6 protein-coding genes are annotated in these 15,612 nt (G+C 62.3%); 3 read left to right on the top strand and 3 right to left on the bottom strand.

The annotated features are described in order from the left end of the window. Window positions 1-1,826, bottom strand: a 1,826-nt coding sequence (locus tag O3648_RS07650; protein ID WP_371569426.1) for an ATP-dependent helicase, incomplete at its 3' end; no start/stop codon positions are given. A 334-nt stretch (window positions 1,827-2,160) separates the two neighbouring features. Here O3648_RS07650 and O3648_RS07645 point away from each other — a divergent pair. Next, complete coding sequence (locus tag O3648_RS07645; RefSeq protein ID WP_279755078.1) at window positions 2,161-3,162, top strand: phosphotransferase; 1,002 nt, start codon at window positions 2,161-2,163, stop codon at window positions 3,160-3,162. A gap of 1,042 nt (window positions 3,163-4,204) precedes the next feature. On the opposite strand, the gene O3648_RS07640 is transcribed toward O3648_RS07645, so the two are convergent. Together O3648_RS07640 and O3648_RS07635 are read right to left on the bottom strand one after the other, a co-directional pair. Then, window positions 4,205-8,977, bottom strand: coding sequence for a UvrD-helicase domain-containing protein (locus O3648_RS07640; protein ID WP_371569424.1), 4,773 nt, complete (start codon window positions 8,975-8,977; stop codon window positions 4,205-4,207). 78 nt (window positions 8,978-9,055) lie between these two features. After that, entirely contained in the window at window positions 9,056-12,883 is a 3,828-nt protein-coding gene (locus O3648_RS07635) for a PD-(D/E)XK nuclease family protein (protein WP_371569422.1), read from the bottom strand. A 194-nt stretch (window positions 12,884-13,077) separates the two neighbouring features. Between O3648_RS07635 and O3648_RS07630 the strand changes: the two genes are divergently transcribed. Both O3648_RS07630 and O3648_RS07625 read left to right on the top strand, forming a co-directional pair. Further along, complete coding sequence (locus tag O3648_RS07630) at window positions 13,078-13,773, top strand: 3'-5' exonuclease (RefSeq protein ID WP_279742134.1); 696 nt, start codon at window positions 13,078-13,080, stop codon at window positions 13,771-13,773. A 128-nt stretch (window positions 13,774-13,901) separates the two neighbouring features. Further along, window positions 13,902-15,272, top strand: coding sequence for a threonine/serine exporter ThrE family protein (locus O3648_RS07625; RefSeq protein ID WP_371569420.1), 1,371 nt, complete (start codon window positions 13,902-13,904; stop codon window positions 15,270-15,272). Window positions 15,273-15,612 lie beyond the last annotated feature (340 nt).

The raw sequence follows: 15,612 nt of genomic DNA, 5'->3' as shown, positions 1-15,612 counted from the left end.
CTGCGGCGGCGCTTCGCCGGATCAATATCGTCCAGGAAACGCGAACGCTTCCGCTGACCGCGACCACCCACGGTGCGAGTCATCGTCCAGGTCAGCCACAGATACTTGCGAGCACGCGTAATGCCCACATACAGCAGGCGGCGCTCCTCATCCACCTCATCCGGGGTGGTTGCAAAAGTGATCGGCATGAGGCCCTCGTTCAGGCCACATAGGAACACGGCATCCCATTCCAGGCCCTTAGCCGCGTGCAGAGAGGCGAGGGTTACGCCATTGACCTGCGGTGCATCATTGAATTCGCTGCGATGGTTCAGAGTCGCCACAACCTCGTGCATGGTCAAAGGTAGCGGCTCGGGCACACCCGGGCGCGGGTTTGCGCGATGCTCTTGAAGCTGCTCTTGGCGGTTCTGCGCCATCATGTCCACCATGTGCACGAGTGCGGCGAGGGATTCCCACTTCTGGCGGGTGGCGCCTCCCGAAAGGGGGGCTTCCTCCTTATAGCCGATGCCGCCGAGCACATCGCGGGTGTAGCGGGTGACGTCCTCGGTACCGTCGGTGGACTTGGCCGAACCACGCAGGGCAAGCATCGCCTGCTTGACCTCGGGGCGCTCAAAGAAACGCTCCGCGCCGCGCAGCTGGTACGGAATGTGGGCGGTAGCCAGCGCAGATTCAATCGCCGCCGACTGCGCGTTCGTGCGGAACAGCACCGCAATCTCTGAAGGCGGCACACCGTCCTTCTCAATCAGGTCGCGGATATCCTCGGCGATGCCGGCGGCCTCCTGCTCATCGTCCGCGTAGCCGAACCATTCCACGTCCACGCCGGGGCCGCGCTGAGACATCAGCTCCAGCGGCGGCGCCCACGAATGCGGGCTCGAATCCGGATGCGGTCGACGCGCCGCCAACAGACGGTTCGCCAACTCCACCACCTGCGAATGGGAACGGTAGTCGCGGGTCAGCTTCACCGTATGCGCGCCGCGGTACCGGCGCGCAAAATTCAACAGGTAACGGCTGGTCGCGCCGGTAAAAGAGTAAATCGTCTGGGAGGCATCACCCACCACGCAAATATCCTCGCGGCCGCCCAGCCACACATCCAGCAGACGTTGCTGCAGCGGGGACACGTCCTGGTACTCGTCCACCACAAAATGGCGGTACTGGTTGCGGACGGTCGCAGCAAGCTTCTCGTCCTCCTCCAGCATGGCGATGGTCAGCAACAGTACGTCCTCAAAGTCGATGAGGTTACGCTCATCCTTCAAATCCTCATACGCCTGGAAAATACGCTGCATATTCTGCGGGGTAATCGCCGAGGGCAGCTGCTTCTCACTCAGACGCTGCATGATGGTGTCCGGGGTCAGCAGCTGAACCTTCGCCCACTCAATCAGCGATGCCAAATCACGCAGCAGGGAACGGTCAGTGCTGATGCGGAGACGGTTCGCCGCCTCCGTAATGAGCGTTGCCTTATTCTGCACGATAGATGGGAAGGTACCGCCCACCACCTGCGGCCAGAAGTACACCAGCTGACGCAGTGCCGCCGAGTGGAAAGTACGTGCCTGCACTCCGTGCGCACCCAGCTGGTGCAGGCGGGTACGCATCTCCTCCGCAGCACGCAGGGTAAAGGTCAGGGCGAGTACGCGCGGGCCCTGGTAGCGACCAATCGCAATACCGTAGGCTATGCGGTGCGTAATCGCGCGGGTCTTACCGGTACCGGCACCGGCGAGCACGCGCATGGGGCCGTCCAGCTCGGTGGCGACCGCACGCTGATCCGGGTCGAGCCCGGCAAGAATGTCGTCTGCGGAGATCATATGCTGAGGCTGCTGAGGTGTGGCGGTCATAATGCTCCATCAGTAAGGCGGGCGGTACGGACAGGCGGTATACGCTCTCGCGGGGCATACGGGTGCGCGAGGCGGTGATAGCCGGTCTTCCATTGTATTCTCCCAGCCTGTGTTCTCCAGACCCACCGCGGCTTCTTAACTGTTGCTTTCGTTCAGGGCGTGAGGAATCAGGGTGTGAGGAACCCGCCTTGGACCCGCACGGTTAGAAGCTCAACGAAATGCGCAGGAATACGCAGATAAGCACGTTTAGGCTTGTCCACAAGTATCTTCACCGCTTGACATAAATATCCCAAAAACTACTAAACGGTACATATTGGTTTGGTAACCTTAACCCGTGACTTTATCTCCCCTTCAGCTAGCAGCCATTGTCTCCGCCGGAGTGCCCGGGATTTACCCTGTCGGCGCCGAACCAGTCCGCGAAGACAGCGACGACTTCGACTCGGCAATCATCGCCGACTCCACCGGTCGCCGCTGGCGAGTGCGCGCTCCACGCCGCCCCGACGCCAGCATGCGTCTTGAAGCTGAACACCTCATCCTGCAGTCGTTCAGCCCCGGCCTTCGCGCCCGACTGCCCTTCGCCGTACCCACCGTCGCCAGCACCGTACCCTACGCGAGTGGCAACGTATTCGTGTACACGCACATCCCCGGCACCATCTACGACGTGGACCAGCTCGCCGAGCTGAGCCGGCGCGAAGTTGCAGCGAACCGCCCTTCCCTGGCATCCATCATCGCCAAAGACATCGCGACCCTGCACGTGATGCCCGAAGACATTATTTACGAAGCCGACCTGCCCTCCTACTCTTCGGAGCAGATCCGTCGGCGTAAGAACGCCGAGCTCGAGCGTGCGGCCGCAACCGGCAAGGTTCCCGCCGATCTGCTCGCGCACTGGCGTACCGTGCTCTCCCCCGGACCCCTTTGGCAGTTCCGCCCGCGCGTGGTCCACGGTGACATGGGCGCCGAGAACCTCGTACTGCACGTCACGCCCTCGACGGCACGCATCGTAGAAGTCACCGGCTGGTCCGATGTGCACGTGGGCGACCCCGCGCAGGACTTCGCCTGGCTGTACTCCTGCCAGGACATCGACTTCACCGACGAGGTAATCGAGGTGTACCGCCAGCAGATGCCTCAGCTACCCGACGCCTACCTGGCGCAGCGCGCGAACTTCTACGCGGAGTTTGCAATCGCCCAGTGGCTCACCCATACCGTAGAGATCGGCGACCGCGACGGCGCAACCCACGCAGTGTCCATGCTCCTGGACATTCAGGACGACCTGCGAGCTTCCGGCGAACTGCTCGGTCAGGAGGAGGTCGGCCCGCTGGTCGGTCCCACCGAGTAGCTGTTAGATTGCTGCCCGCTAGGTTATTGCCCGCCAGGGTGCCACCTACCGCATAGGTTTTCGTTTCAGCCCCGCAGTACTGCACTGCGGGGCTGAAGTGTATCTATTGGGTTTATATCCTCTGACCTGTGCCCAGTGAAATCAGTTGTCCTGGGTATCTGTCAAACCGGCAGAATCATGTCTATAAGGGCTAGCGGAGGGGCTTTAGCGGGCTTTTTATCAATATTTTTTATGTGTTTCCCATCACCTTTTGACTGCCAGTTTTGCATTTTTGTACAGGAATGGCTCAGATTAAGGCTGAGACTTAAAGGTGCGGTAAAGATGCTATTCACAATATTTCCTGGGCGCAAATGCACTATAAATCCACATAAACCAACTTTTGATTTCAAGAGTCCACAGAGCCTCAATTTGACCTTGAGCTACGCTCAAAATAGTGCATTTTGGGGCAAAAACTTTCCCTATAGATTTTTTCAAAAACTCCTGGAATACTTTTGCTGTGCCGCAAGAAAACCTGCGGACACATTCCCCATAGCGCACTGACCAGTGCTGATATCGTGGCAGCGATAAAAAGGGGAGACAGATTGGACGGGGCCCTGACCAGTCATGTCAGACCCGAGCCGGATTCATGCACCGCGCAACCAATCACCGATGGCAGAAAACTATAGAGCTACTTTCAAGGTTGTGTTTGAGAGTATAGACGCACGCAAACCCCACGGGGCGTCGGCGGCGCGAGTGAGGTCGCGAGAGCGGCAGTCGTTCGGCGCGATTCTTTCCCGGACAAGGGCACGAAGGAGCTCTATAGTTCTTCAGCGGCTGAGGACGCCTCCTCACCCTAATGCAGTGGGGTGAAGAGGCGTCCTCTGGCATTACCCCGTAAAAGTCCGCACAGAAAAGCAGCTCACGAGGCGCAAAGCCTATGTGAGCTGCTTTTTCTATATTCGGTGACAGCTTGTGCTCGCACTGCGCAGACTGGCACGGCGCATACTAGCGGGGCACGCTAGTACGCGAGCGCCTCCTACCTGATGCTGTTTAGACCTGCTACCTAGCCCTTGCGCGCCTCACGAATCACCTTCGCCAGCTGTGCCTCCGTGGGTAGGCCGCCATGGATCTGGTGATCCCACACCTCCGCAACGCCCTTGCCGCCCAGGTACACGAACACGGTGCTGATACGCTCCGGGTCCACGCCCATAATGCGGGAGAACGCGATACGGTACAGACCCAGCTGGAAGCGTCGAGACTGCATGGTCGCCATCTTTGGGCGGGAACCGCTCTTCCAGTCCACCAGGACCCAGCGTTCACCGTCCTCGTCCTCGGTACGGAACACCGCGTCAATACGGCCGCGCAGGCTTACGCCCTCAATATGGGTTTCGACCGGGTACTCGACCGCCCAGATGCGGTCCTTCCACTCGTCGCTGCCCCACTCGCTATCGGCGAAGCGCTCCCAGAGGCGCTGAACGGAGGCCTCCATTTCGCTCTCGGACTCCTCGTAGGCGTCTTCGAAGGTGAACTCATCCTGTTCCTGCAGGTCTGCAAAATCAGAGGAGTCTGCAGGCTCAGCGGGCGCGGGGGAGGAGGCAGCGGAACCAGGCAGGTCAACGCCCACCATGTCCTCCGCATCGGGTGCTTCCAGCGGGTCGGAGCTCGGCACTACCCCGAAGTGCTCCTCAATCAGCGCGTGCACCGCCGTACCAATCGTTGCCGCACGCGAGGGACGCTGAGGCACCGGGCGCATCAGCTGATGCACCGTGCCCTGCGGGTCCTCGCTCAGGCGGATGAACGTGGAGGCGGACAGGTGCCCCGGCAGCTGATCGCTGAGCAACGGGTCGGTCTGCCACCTCATGAGCAGCAGCAGATCGGCTTCGCGTTCCCAGTCCACCACCTGCTGGCGTAGGGATTCTGGAATGGCGGACTCACCATGCGCTGTGGATGCGGCGGGTACAGGGCTGCTTGCGCTCTCCCCTGCCGCCCCAAACTCGGTACCCTCATACGGGGTACCCTCGTCACCCGCGCCGACGGCGAGCTCCACCGCCAGGGCGGCACGCTCCACCGCCTCGCGACGGCTCGAGGAGTTAATTGCAATCTCACGCTCCAGGTGCTCATGCTGACCGCGGCGAAGCACCTCCTTCGTGCCCTGCGTGAGAGCGTCATCAGAAGCCCAACGCCAAATCACGGGGCGCTCCAGCGGGTCAAAAGGCCACATGGCGGTCAGCACCGCACCCAGGTTCGGGTTCCTGTCTTCGTAGTTCTTCTGGGCGAATTGGCCGCGCACCTCAATCGGCAGCGCCGCCGCCACCGTGGGCGAAAAACCGGGCTGAGGCGGTTGCGCCTCACTCCATTTCTCCCGCTCGGTGGCTTCGATGATCCATTCGGGCACCGGCAGGTTCAGTCGGGTGCAGTTCTCCGCTACCGTGCGTGCTCGTACGGAAGGAGCCGCCAGCTGCCAATCCTGCGCGAGGGCGGGAGCCATGACCTCAACCAGCGCCCATGCGTAGCATTGCACCTGCTCGGCGTAGGTTGCCCGAGCGTTCGCGCGTGCCTCCACCTGCTCGGGGGTGAGCTCATCAGCGTCTACGGGGTAGAGGTCCAGACCCTCCAGCAAGGCCGCCTCATCAGGGGTGGGCGGCAGATTCGAGGGGTCCACGACCGTACCGTGCACCAGGGTCACCGGCTCGGTCAGGCGGTACTTCGACTCAGCCAGCTGCTCAACCCAGCGGCGCACATGGTTCAGGTGCACCTTTTTGCGCTTATCAGCGGGGTTCGGAATCGTATACGACAGGCCCATACCCACCAGTTGGGGCGCCGCCCAGGGGGTATCCATCGTCTCCTCGAAGCGCACAGAGGGCGTATCTACCGTGGGCGTGCCCATGCTGAAGAGCGACTTGAAAAGCATCTCCATCAGCTCCTCCCAGAAGGGCTGCACCGGCTGAGGTTGCGTAGCGGAGCTCTTCCAGCGGTAGGCGCTCATCGCCAGCAGGTTACGGGCACGGGTCATCGCCACGTACATGAGGCGGCGGTCCTCCATGCCGGCGTGCTCGGCGGCATCTTCCTTATGCTCGTCCAGGTAGTCTTCTAGGTTCTTCGCCTTCTCGAAGGCGGTAATCTCCTCCGCACTCTCAAGGATTGACGGGAGGTACTCGCGGTCGCCACGCAGCGGCCAGGGCAGAGCCGCATTAGCCGACATCTGCCACAGGTTCGGGGTCTGCCCGCCGGTCGCAGTACCGCACAGACCAGGCAGAAGCACATGATCCCATTCCAGGCCCTTCGCGGCGTGCATGGTCATCAGCTGCACCGCGTTCGGGTCAGGTTCCACCGTGCCCAACGCCAAGCCCTTCTCCTCATCATCGGCACGCTCAAGCCAGGCGAGGAAGCCCATCACGTAGCTCACACCGCCCGAAGACAGCAGGAAGCGGCGCGCACCCGGATCGTCCTCCTCCGCGCTCACACCGTCAGAACCGGCGTAAATCATCGCGTTAATACGCGGTGCCGACATACCGTAGGCGGCAGCAACCTCGTGGAAAGCGTCCAAGTTCGCGCGCGAACCCAGAGGGTCGGTACCCGGGCGAACCGCCAACTCAATATCGAGAAGCATAGTCCGCTCAATCTCGTACAGCAGCGTGCCCAAATCCTCACTCAAACCGGCACGCAACACGCGCATCTGCTCAGCAAAAGCACGCAGACGTTCCAGCGCCGCCGGGGAGAAACGGCGGCCACGGTACTGCTCACCGTAGAGGGGTTCACCGTCCACACCGTCCTGCGGCAGGTTCTCCACCGCCTCGATGAGGGAGGCGTAACCGGAGGAATCCTCCACCGCACCCTTGAGGGTTTCGTCCAGACGTTCCTGGGCGGCACGCAGGTGCTCCGCATGCAGGTTGATAGCAGCTGCGTCGTCGGCGTCTTCAGCCTCGGCGAGCATACGCAACGCCATCTGCTCACGCAGGGCACGCTCACGCTCACGCACCAGAGACTGCGCCCAATCGCCCAGCGCCAACATATCCGCCGCACCCAAACGCCAACGCGCACCCGTCAGCAGGCGCGCCAGGGCATCCGAACGGTTCGGATCAGCCAGCACACGCAACGCCGACACCAAATCCACGACCTCCGGCTGGGAGAGCAAGCCGCCCAAACCCACCTGCTGCACCGGAATACCCAGGCGCTCACACTCCACACGAATCGGGTCCAGCTGACCGTGCACACGCGCCAACACCGCAATCTCGGGCATCTTCAGACGCGGACGCACTGAACCATCACCGGAACGATGCGCCGCGTAGGCGCGCTCATACTCGCGCACCGCCTGCGCACGCATCGCCGCAATACGCTCGGCGATAGCCACAGCCTCCTCGCGGTCAGAGTCGTGGTACGTCAAATCAACGCGCCCCACCATGCCCGCGGCAGCCTGCTCAAAAGCGGGCGAACCAGGCTCCCCCATCAGGGCGCAGCGCGGGCGCAGGTCAGGAACCTGAGCGGCGGTAATATCGCCGTCGGCGGCACGCACCCACTCGGGAACCTCCTTCAGCTTCTCCGCCACGTGGTTTGCTGCGTTCAGCACCGAAATATCGTTACGCCACGCAATGGATAGGAACAGCGGTTGCACATGCTCAGTCGGGAAATGACGGTAGAAGCTGAACATCTGACCGTCCGAAGCACCACGGAAACCGTAAATCGACTGCTTTGGGTCGCCCACAGCCATCACCGGATGCGCCGGAATACCCGCCGCCTCATCGGCACCGTAAATCGAGGAGAACAAGCTCATCTGCGCGTGCGAAGTGTCCTGGAACTCGTCCAGCAGAACCACCTTGAAGCGGGCACGCTCACCCTCACGAATCGCCGGGTCAGACTCCGCAATGCGGGCGGCAAAACGCATCAGGTCACCGAAATCCAGCACCTGCATGCGCGACTTCACGCGGGCGTAGCTGACCGCCATACGCGCGTACACTCGGCGGTTACGCAGCAGACGCTGAACCTTCAGACTGTCCTTCTCAGTCTTTGTCTCACGGCGAGGCTCGGGCACCGCCGCGTACGCCGCTAACTGCTCGGTGCAGAAATCAATGACTTTTTGCGGCTCCACCAGGTGCTCCGCGCACTCGTCAGAGAGTTGCAGCATCTGGTTAATCATGGTCGCCGCAGACACCGGCACGCCGTCCTTATCGAGGGGAAGCTCCCCCTCCCAGTACTGCACAATCTGCGCGGCAAGCTGCCACTTCTGCGCCTCGCCAAGCATCTGTGCGTCCTGCTCCACGCCCAGGCGCAGACCGTACTCCTTGACCAGGTTATTCGCGTAGGAGTGGTAAGTGAGCACGGTCGGGTCAGCGACGCCCTCGCGCAGCTCCTCATCGGTCGGGGCGACGCGACGGCTACGGCGCAGCGTATTCAGGCCGGCACGCATACGGCTGCGCAGCTCGGTTGCCGCCTTGCGGGTGAAGGTCACGCCGAGAACCTCTTCAGGGCGTACAAAACCGTTATCGACCAGCCAAATCACGCGGTCAACCATGGTCGCAGTCTTACCCGAACCGGCACCGGCAATGACGAGGGTCGGGGCAGGGCCCGCCTCAATCATGCGTACCTGCTCGGGGGTCGGTTTCTTACCGTCAGCGCCGTTGAGCATCTCGGCAATGTCAAGGGCACTGCGGTAGTCGGTAGGCTTCAGCGCGGGGTCATTCGTGGCGGCTTCTGCCGAGAAGAGCACGCCGTTGGGCAGCTGCCAGCTATTGTGCTCGCACCACTGGGCGGGGGTGAGCATGTCGGTGCCAGAACCGGGGTGAGCGCCGAGGTTAGTAGCACTGTGCATATCAGCGCCGTATGCGCCAGAGTCAATCATGATTCCTCTTCCTCATGGATCATTCTCATGGGAGGTTCAGTGTGAGTGATATCGAAAGTAAACGGGGGTACGCGGCTACTAGGGTTGCGTCACCTGACGCCCGCGCGTACAAATCGGGCAAATCTCCGGCAGACGGCACCCGTAGCCACCCTCACGGTGACGAGCCTGTACCTGCGAGCCAGCAATCAGCTCCGCGGCGTGCTGCACCAGCTCAGCCGCCCACGAATCGTGCTCCGTCAGGGCGGGCTGAACCTGCAGGCGAGTCTTGCTCTCATCGTTCACGCCCGAGGCGCCCAGCTGCACGAGCGCCGCGCCTCCGGAACGACCCGTATAGCCGGTGTACTCCAGCTCCTGGGGGCGGGCATCCGGTAGCGGTTCGCCCGCCTCCAAGGCGGCAACTTCGGCACGGTAACGCTCCTCCAGCTGTTCACCCGCACCAGCCTCCACCGCAATCTGGTAGGCGGCAAGCTGCGGATGCGTCTCCATCTCCGACCCACTCGGCTTAGACTTGCCGGTTTTCAGGTCGACAATGGCGTAGCGGCGGGTGTCGTCCTCCGCCGAGGCGGTACCCTCGAGGCGGTCCACACGACCGGTGAGCAGCGCGTCCAGCTCGCCGACTTCACCGGCGGGGTCGAAGGGCACGGGCACACGCACCGCGAAGGAGCCTTCAACGCCGAGGTTCTGCCAGCCGGCGTCGCCCATGTGCTGACGGTAGTAGTAGCTCAGGCGCAGAATCATGCGCTTGGCGCGCTCGTAGAGGGCGTAGGATTCCCAGGGCACGCGCTCGCGGTACTCTTCGTCGGTTTCGTCGTCCTTTCGGGCGGGAACGCCGAGGGAGCTAATGCGCTCATCGAGGGCGGTTTGGAGCTCTTCGAGGGTGCCGGTCGGGTACTTCTCGGCGATGGCGTGAATAAGCGTGCCGAGGGAACGGGACAGGTCGGTCTGGGCTTCCGCGCGGGCGGCAGAAACCAGCCAATCCAGCGGGGAGCTGTGAATGGTTTCCAGGCGCGAGGGCGAGAGCATAATGGTGCGGCGGCCGGGGTTTTCGGCAGGCTCTTCGGCATGGTTTTCGGCCAGCTCAGCGTGGTCTGCCGGGCTATGCGCAAAGAGTAGTTCCGTGCTAGAAAGCGGCAGCAGACCCCACCACTCGTCGGGTGAGGCGCCGGGGGCCTGCGCATTCGCCAGGCGCGCCAGAATGCGGGAGGCGGCATCAAGTCGGTACGCGGAAGCCTCCGGGGTGAGTGCGTCTTCAGCCGGTGCGTTTCCGGCCTGTGTGCCGTCCTGAGCGTCTTCGGCACGCATCGCGTTCAGCGACTCCTCAACGAGGGTGCGGCGAAGCTCCGCCACCAGGGAACGCAGGGTGGCGGGGCGGCGTACGCGGGTAATGGGCACGTCCGTGGAGTCGCCGACCGCGTCGGCGGGTAGGACGAAGTCGAAGAACTCGCCGGGTGCTTCATCGTCGTTGCGTACGGCGGTGAGTACGAGGCGGGTGCTGGCTCGGGTGGCAGCGACGGCGAACATGCGCAGCTCGTCGTGGCGGGTGTCGCGCACGCGTTCGGGGTAGCTGCGGATGCGGGCAGGCGGCGTAGGCTCCTCCTCCCCCGCCTGCTGTTCTGTCTGCTGGGCACGCTGGCGGAGGCGCGCATCGCATAGGTCCACAAGGTCGCCGGTGCTCAGCAGGGAGCCGCGCACGGTGGTGTTGGGCCAGGTGCCTTCCTGCAGACCGCATACATATACGGTGCGCCAGGACTGACCTGCGGCGAGCGCGGGGGTAAGAATCTCGACTGCGTCTTGGCGTACGCCGCGGGCGGCGAGGGTGTCCATGGGTAGGTCCTGCGCGTCGATGAAGTCGAGGAACTGCTCGGCACCGGCGCCGCGCATCTGCTCGTCGAAGCGGTCGGCGGCTTCGAAGAGACCGATCATGGCATCGAGGTTGCGGTGGGCTGCGTCGGCGTCGGGGCCTGCGCCGCGCGACTGGGTAACCCAGGTCTTTTCGAGGCCGCTGGCTTCCCAGAGCGCCCAGAGCACTTCGGTGCTGGTGGATTCGGGGCGCGCGAGTGCTTTACGTCCGGCGGAGAGCACGGCTGCGATGCGGTGCACGGCGCGTCCTACGCCCTCTTCGGGGAGGGTTTCGGGGTGTAGCAGTGCGCCGAGGAGCAGGTCGTCGCTGGGGCGGTGGCCACCGCTTTGCAGTTCGATGGAACGTAGCTGCTGGCGGAGTCGTCGCACGTCCATGCTGGATGCGCCACCGAGTCGGGAGGTGAGCAGGGTGATAGCGCTCTGCGCGCCGCCGAGGGGGTTGGCGCGGCTTTCTTCGGCGATGACGTCATCGAGGCTTCGGCGCATGAGCTCTTCAGCTTCGGTTGCGCTGAGGGCTTCGTAGCCGCCGCGCTCCCCCGCCTCTGTAGCTTCTGCAGCGGGCATGTGCACGGCGGGGTTCAGTGCCTTCTCGCCGCGCTTGCGGGCGTAGACGAGCAGACTGAGCGCATCGAGGAAGGGGCGTACGGCGGGCTCGTCGCGCACCGGCACGAGCGCCGCGGAGGTACGCGAGGGAATACCGTTCGAGGAGAGCACACGGCGGATGCGCGCCACATCCGCGCTACTGCGCACGATGATGGCGGACTCTCGGTAGGGGTGGTTGCCGTAGATGCGTTCTTCAAGCAGCATTTGGGCGATGAGGTTCGCCTCGTCCTGCGAGCTGGCGAGCGCATATTTATACACGCCGGCGGGTGCGGTGCGGTAGTGCGCGGGGTCGAGGATTTTGCCGTCGGCGCCCAGGTGCAGCAGGGGTTCGTCGGCGGCGCCCCAGGTGAGGTTTTCGTCGGCGGGGGTGGTGTTGATGCGTCCGAAGGTTGCGGGCGCACCGTTCTTTGACCCCTCCTGCGCACCGTTCTTTACACCCTCTTGCTCGGGGGTGAACGGCACGAATCGGGTGTAGCGCGGCAGGCGGCGGCGAATGTCCGCCACGAGCGGCATCATGAATGCGGGCAGGCGGTACGAGGTGGTGAGCGTGCGGATGCGCATGCTCGGGAAGCTTGCCTGCAGGGTGGTAACGAGGTCGGGGCGGGCGCCACGGAAGCCCTGGACGACGGCTTCGTCGCTGTAGGTCATGACAACCTGGGGTCCTTCAGCGAAGAGGTCGGGGTGGGTTTCGGTCAGGTGCGCGGCGTCTGCGGGAGCGACTTCTGCGGCAATGAGGCGCAGCAGCCGGTAGATGGAGGGGCTGAGTTCCTGCACGTCGTCGATGAGGATCAGGTCGTAGCGGCGGCGTTCTTCGGCGAGGAATTCGGGGGCGCGCAGCAGCAGTCGGCAGGCGTCGTTGATGAGTACTGCCGGGTCGTAGGCGTTTTTGGCGCGGAGGGCTCGCACGGCACGGTATTCGGTGTGCAGTTGGGCGAGGGCGTGCCAGGCGGGCTGGTTGTGTTCGGTGGCCAGGGCGTGTACGTCTTCGGCGGTGAGGTCGTATTCTGCCATGCGGTCGAAGAAGTCGCGGATTTCGTGGCGGAATCCGCGGGTTGCGAGGGCGTCGCGGAGTACGTCGGGCCAGGCGGGTCCGGGTGCGATGCCTTCGGCGTGGTTGGCGAGTAGTTCGCCGATGATGACGTCTTGTTCGGGGCCGGAGAGGAGTTTGAGGTTGCCTTCCACGCCGCTGAGTAGACCCCGGGTTTGGGCTCGTTTGAGCAGGTCGAAGGCGTATGCTGCCCAGGCGCGGGTGGGTGCTACGGAGAGACTACGGTCGCTGGATGCGGCGATGACGTCTCGCATGCGGGTCGCGGCGGTGCGGGTGGGTGCGAGGATGAGCAGCCGGGCGGGGTCGTTCCCGTCGGCAAGGTAGCGCAGGGCGCGTTCGGTGAGGTGGTGGGTTTTACCGGTTCCGGGGATACCGGTGAGAAGTTGGGTTGTCATGGTTTCAGTCTATCGGCTGTAGCACGCTTGTACCTTGTCGTCGGTCATCGGGGTCGTCGGCTGCTTATATGCCGCCCCGGTGACTTATATATGTCGCTCCCGGGGCTTAATATGCTGCCCTACCGGGGGGGCTTATCCGCAGCCGCGTGACGACCGGGCGCGCGTCTCCTTCTCCACTGGGTTAGTCTTATAGCATGACCTGGATGAACGGCCTGCGCGCCACTTTTGACCTTGAAACCACCGGTGTGGACGTCACCACCGCCCGCATCGTGACTGCTTCCCTGATTCTGCTGGATCCTCAGGGTAATGTGGTGCGCCGTGGCGAGTGGCTGGCTGACCCCGGCGTTGAGATTCCTGCCGGTGCCGCCGCCGTGCACGGTATTACGACCGAGTACGCACGTGAGCACGGTCGTCCCGCCCGCGAGGTCGTGTGGGAGCTTGCCGGCGCGATTGGTGCGCTAAACCTTGACGGCGTGCCGATTATTGCGTTCAATGCCGCCTACGATTTTTCGGTGCTGCACCACGAGATGCTGCGCCACAATATTGCCAACGGTGAGCTGCCGCCGGGTGTGGTGCTCGACCCGTACGTTCTGCATAAGCACGTGATTCCGCGTAAGCGCGGCAAGCGCACCCTGGAGGTTCTCGCCGCCGAATACGGTGTCTCCCTGGAGAATTCGCACACGTCCGCTGATGACGCCCTGGCAGCGGAGCGTCTGCTGGTGAAGCTCACCGAGCAGTTCCCCGAGGTCCTCAACGTGGATGCGCGCCAGCTGCATGAGCAGCAGGTTCAGTGGGCGGCGGAGCAGGCGGCAAGCTTCCAGGCGTGGTTGCGTACGCAACCGGGTAAGGAATCTGAGGTCATTGACGGCCGCTGGCCGGTGCGTCGCTAAACTCACCTCGGCTACCCAACTATCTCGCCTTTGCTGACAGGCTGACGCTATCGTCGGCTGGCCATCTCCCCTATGCTAAAAAGAGTATGCACAACGCATTGACAGAAATTAGCCCGGGAGCGCCCTCAATGGACCATCACCGCAACCCTTCACACGAACCCTACCCGGATACAAACACGCGCAGTATCTATCTGGGCTCTACCCGCCTAGCGCATGAGCATTTGGTGGCGCAGTCTCAGGTGGTGCTCCGCCTGGGCCGCATCCTGATGAAGTCGGGTGCGAGTGCGTACCGTATTAAGGCGTCGATGGCGCGTTTGGCGAAGGCTGTGGGGTTGAAGGAGCATCACGCGCAGGTGACCTTCACCGAAATTTCGACCTCTTCGTACACGGACGGTAATTTCCGTACTGAGGTCGCTGAGCAGCGCACGATGGGTATTAACGCTCATAAGCTGGATCAGTTGGGTAAGTTCATTTCTGAGCTTCCTGAAAAGATCACTCCTGCGGAGGCGAACGCTGAGCTGGACCGTATCGATTCGGCGAAGCCACTGTACACCGCGTGGATGCTGGCGTTGGCGTCGGCTGTGGCGTGTGCCGGGTTCGCGTTCTTGAACCGTGGCGGCCTGGTGGAGTGCTCGGTTGTGTTCTTCGCGGCGGGTGCCGGCCAGTATTTGCGTTCGACTCTGCTCAAGCGCGGGGTGAGCCATATGGCCACGTGGATGGCTTGTGGTTTCTTGGCGGCGAGTCTGTACATTGCGATTGTTAATGTGCTGGTTGCGGCAAGTTGGATTAGTCCGAACCATATGATTGGTTTTATTTCGTCGGTGCTGTTCTTGGTGCCGGGTTTCCCCATGGTGACGGGTATGCTCGACATTTCTCGTATGGACTTTTTGGCGGGTATTTCACGTCTGACGTATGTGGGTTTGTTGCTGATTAGTGCGTCGTTTGCGGTGTGGGTTTTGGGGTCGCTATTTCATTTGCCGCTGGATGCTCCGGCACCTCTTAATCTGCATCCTACCCTGTATTTGGTGTTGCAGGTGCTTTCCTCGGGTGTTGCGGCGGCTGGCTTTGCGATGCTTTTTGCTGCCTCTCCGGTGGCGTGCCTGTGGGGTGGTGTAATTGCTGCGGTGGCGAACCCCGCCCGTATTTACATGGTGGAGGCGGGTATGCCCGCACATATGGCGGCGACGATTGCAGTGTTTGGTGTGGGTATTTTGGCAGAGATTGTGGCGCCGCTGCATCATCGTAAGTACACACGTATTTCGCTGTCGGTTCCGGCGGTGGTGACGATGGTTCCGGGTGTTCCGTTCTATCGTTCCATGTCGCATTTTGCCAGCGGTGACATGTATTCGGCGACGACCGGTTTTGTGCAGTCCATGCTGATTTTCATGGCGTTGGGTATGGGCTTGGCGTTTGTGCGTCTGCTCTTTGATAAGAACTGGTTGTTTGATCAGGACACTCAGGTGCTGCACCGTCTGGATACTGACCGGCATATGCGTTAGTTTCTGAGTTTCTTCACCTATCTGTTACCTAATCTGCCGGTTGTGTTTTATCGTCACCTTTCGGTACGTTCAGGTGCTTGTCACCTGCGGTTCATCTGTAGCGCCTATGATGGTTAGGTACGGGACGTTAGTAGCGTACAGGCTCTGTCGCCCGGTGTGTATCGTCCCCTGTAATTCTTTAGTTCGCCGTCCCTGTTGAAAGGCACCGATACGATGACTTCTTCCTCTACCCACCCGCTGCACCACGAAGCCAGCGAGAAGCTGTTTGAGCGTTCTCGCGCGGTAATTCCTGGCGGTGTAAATTCCCCGGTGCGTGCTTTCAATTCTGTGGGCGGCACCC

Origin of the sequence: Rothia sp. 27098_8_161, from assembly GCF_041432905.1 — a bacterium.
GTDB lineage: Bacteria > Actinomycetota > Actinomycetes > Actinomycetales > Micrococcaceae > Rothia.
The sequence above is the reverse complement of the archived record's forward strand: the minus strand, read 5'-3'. Positions and strand labels throughout refer to the sequence as shown.

Coding starts and splice junctions, on each gene's coding strand:
- O3648_RS07640 (WP_371569424.1), bottom strand. CDS start 8,977: ATGATTGACTCTGGCGCATACGGCGCTGATATGCACAGTGCTACTAAC.
- O3648_RS07625 (WP_371569420.1), top strand. CDS start 13,902: ATGGACCATCACCGCAACCCTTCACACGAACCCTACCCGGATACAAAC.
- O3648_RS07635 (WP_371569422.1), bottom strand. CDS start 12,883: ATGACAACCCAACTTCTCACCGGTATCCCCGGAACCGGTAAAACCCAC.
- O3648_RS07630 (WP_279742134.1), top strand. CDS start 13,078: ATGACCTGGATGAACGGCCTGCGCGCCACTTTTGACCTTGAAACCACC.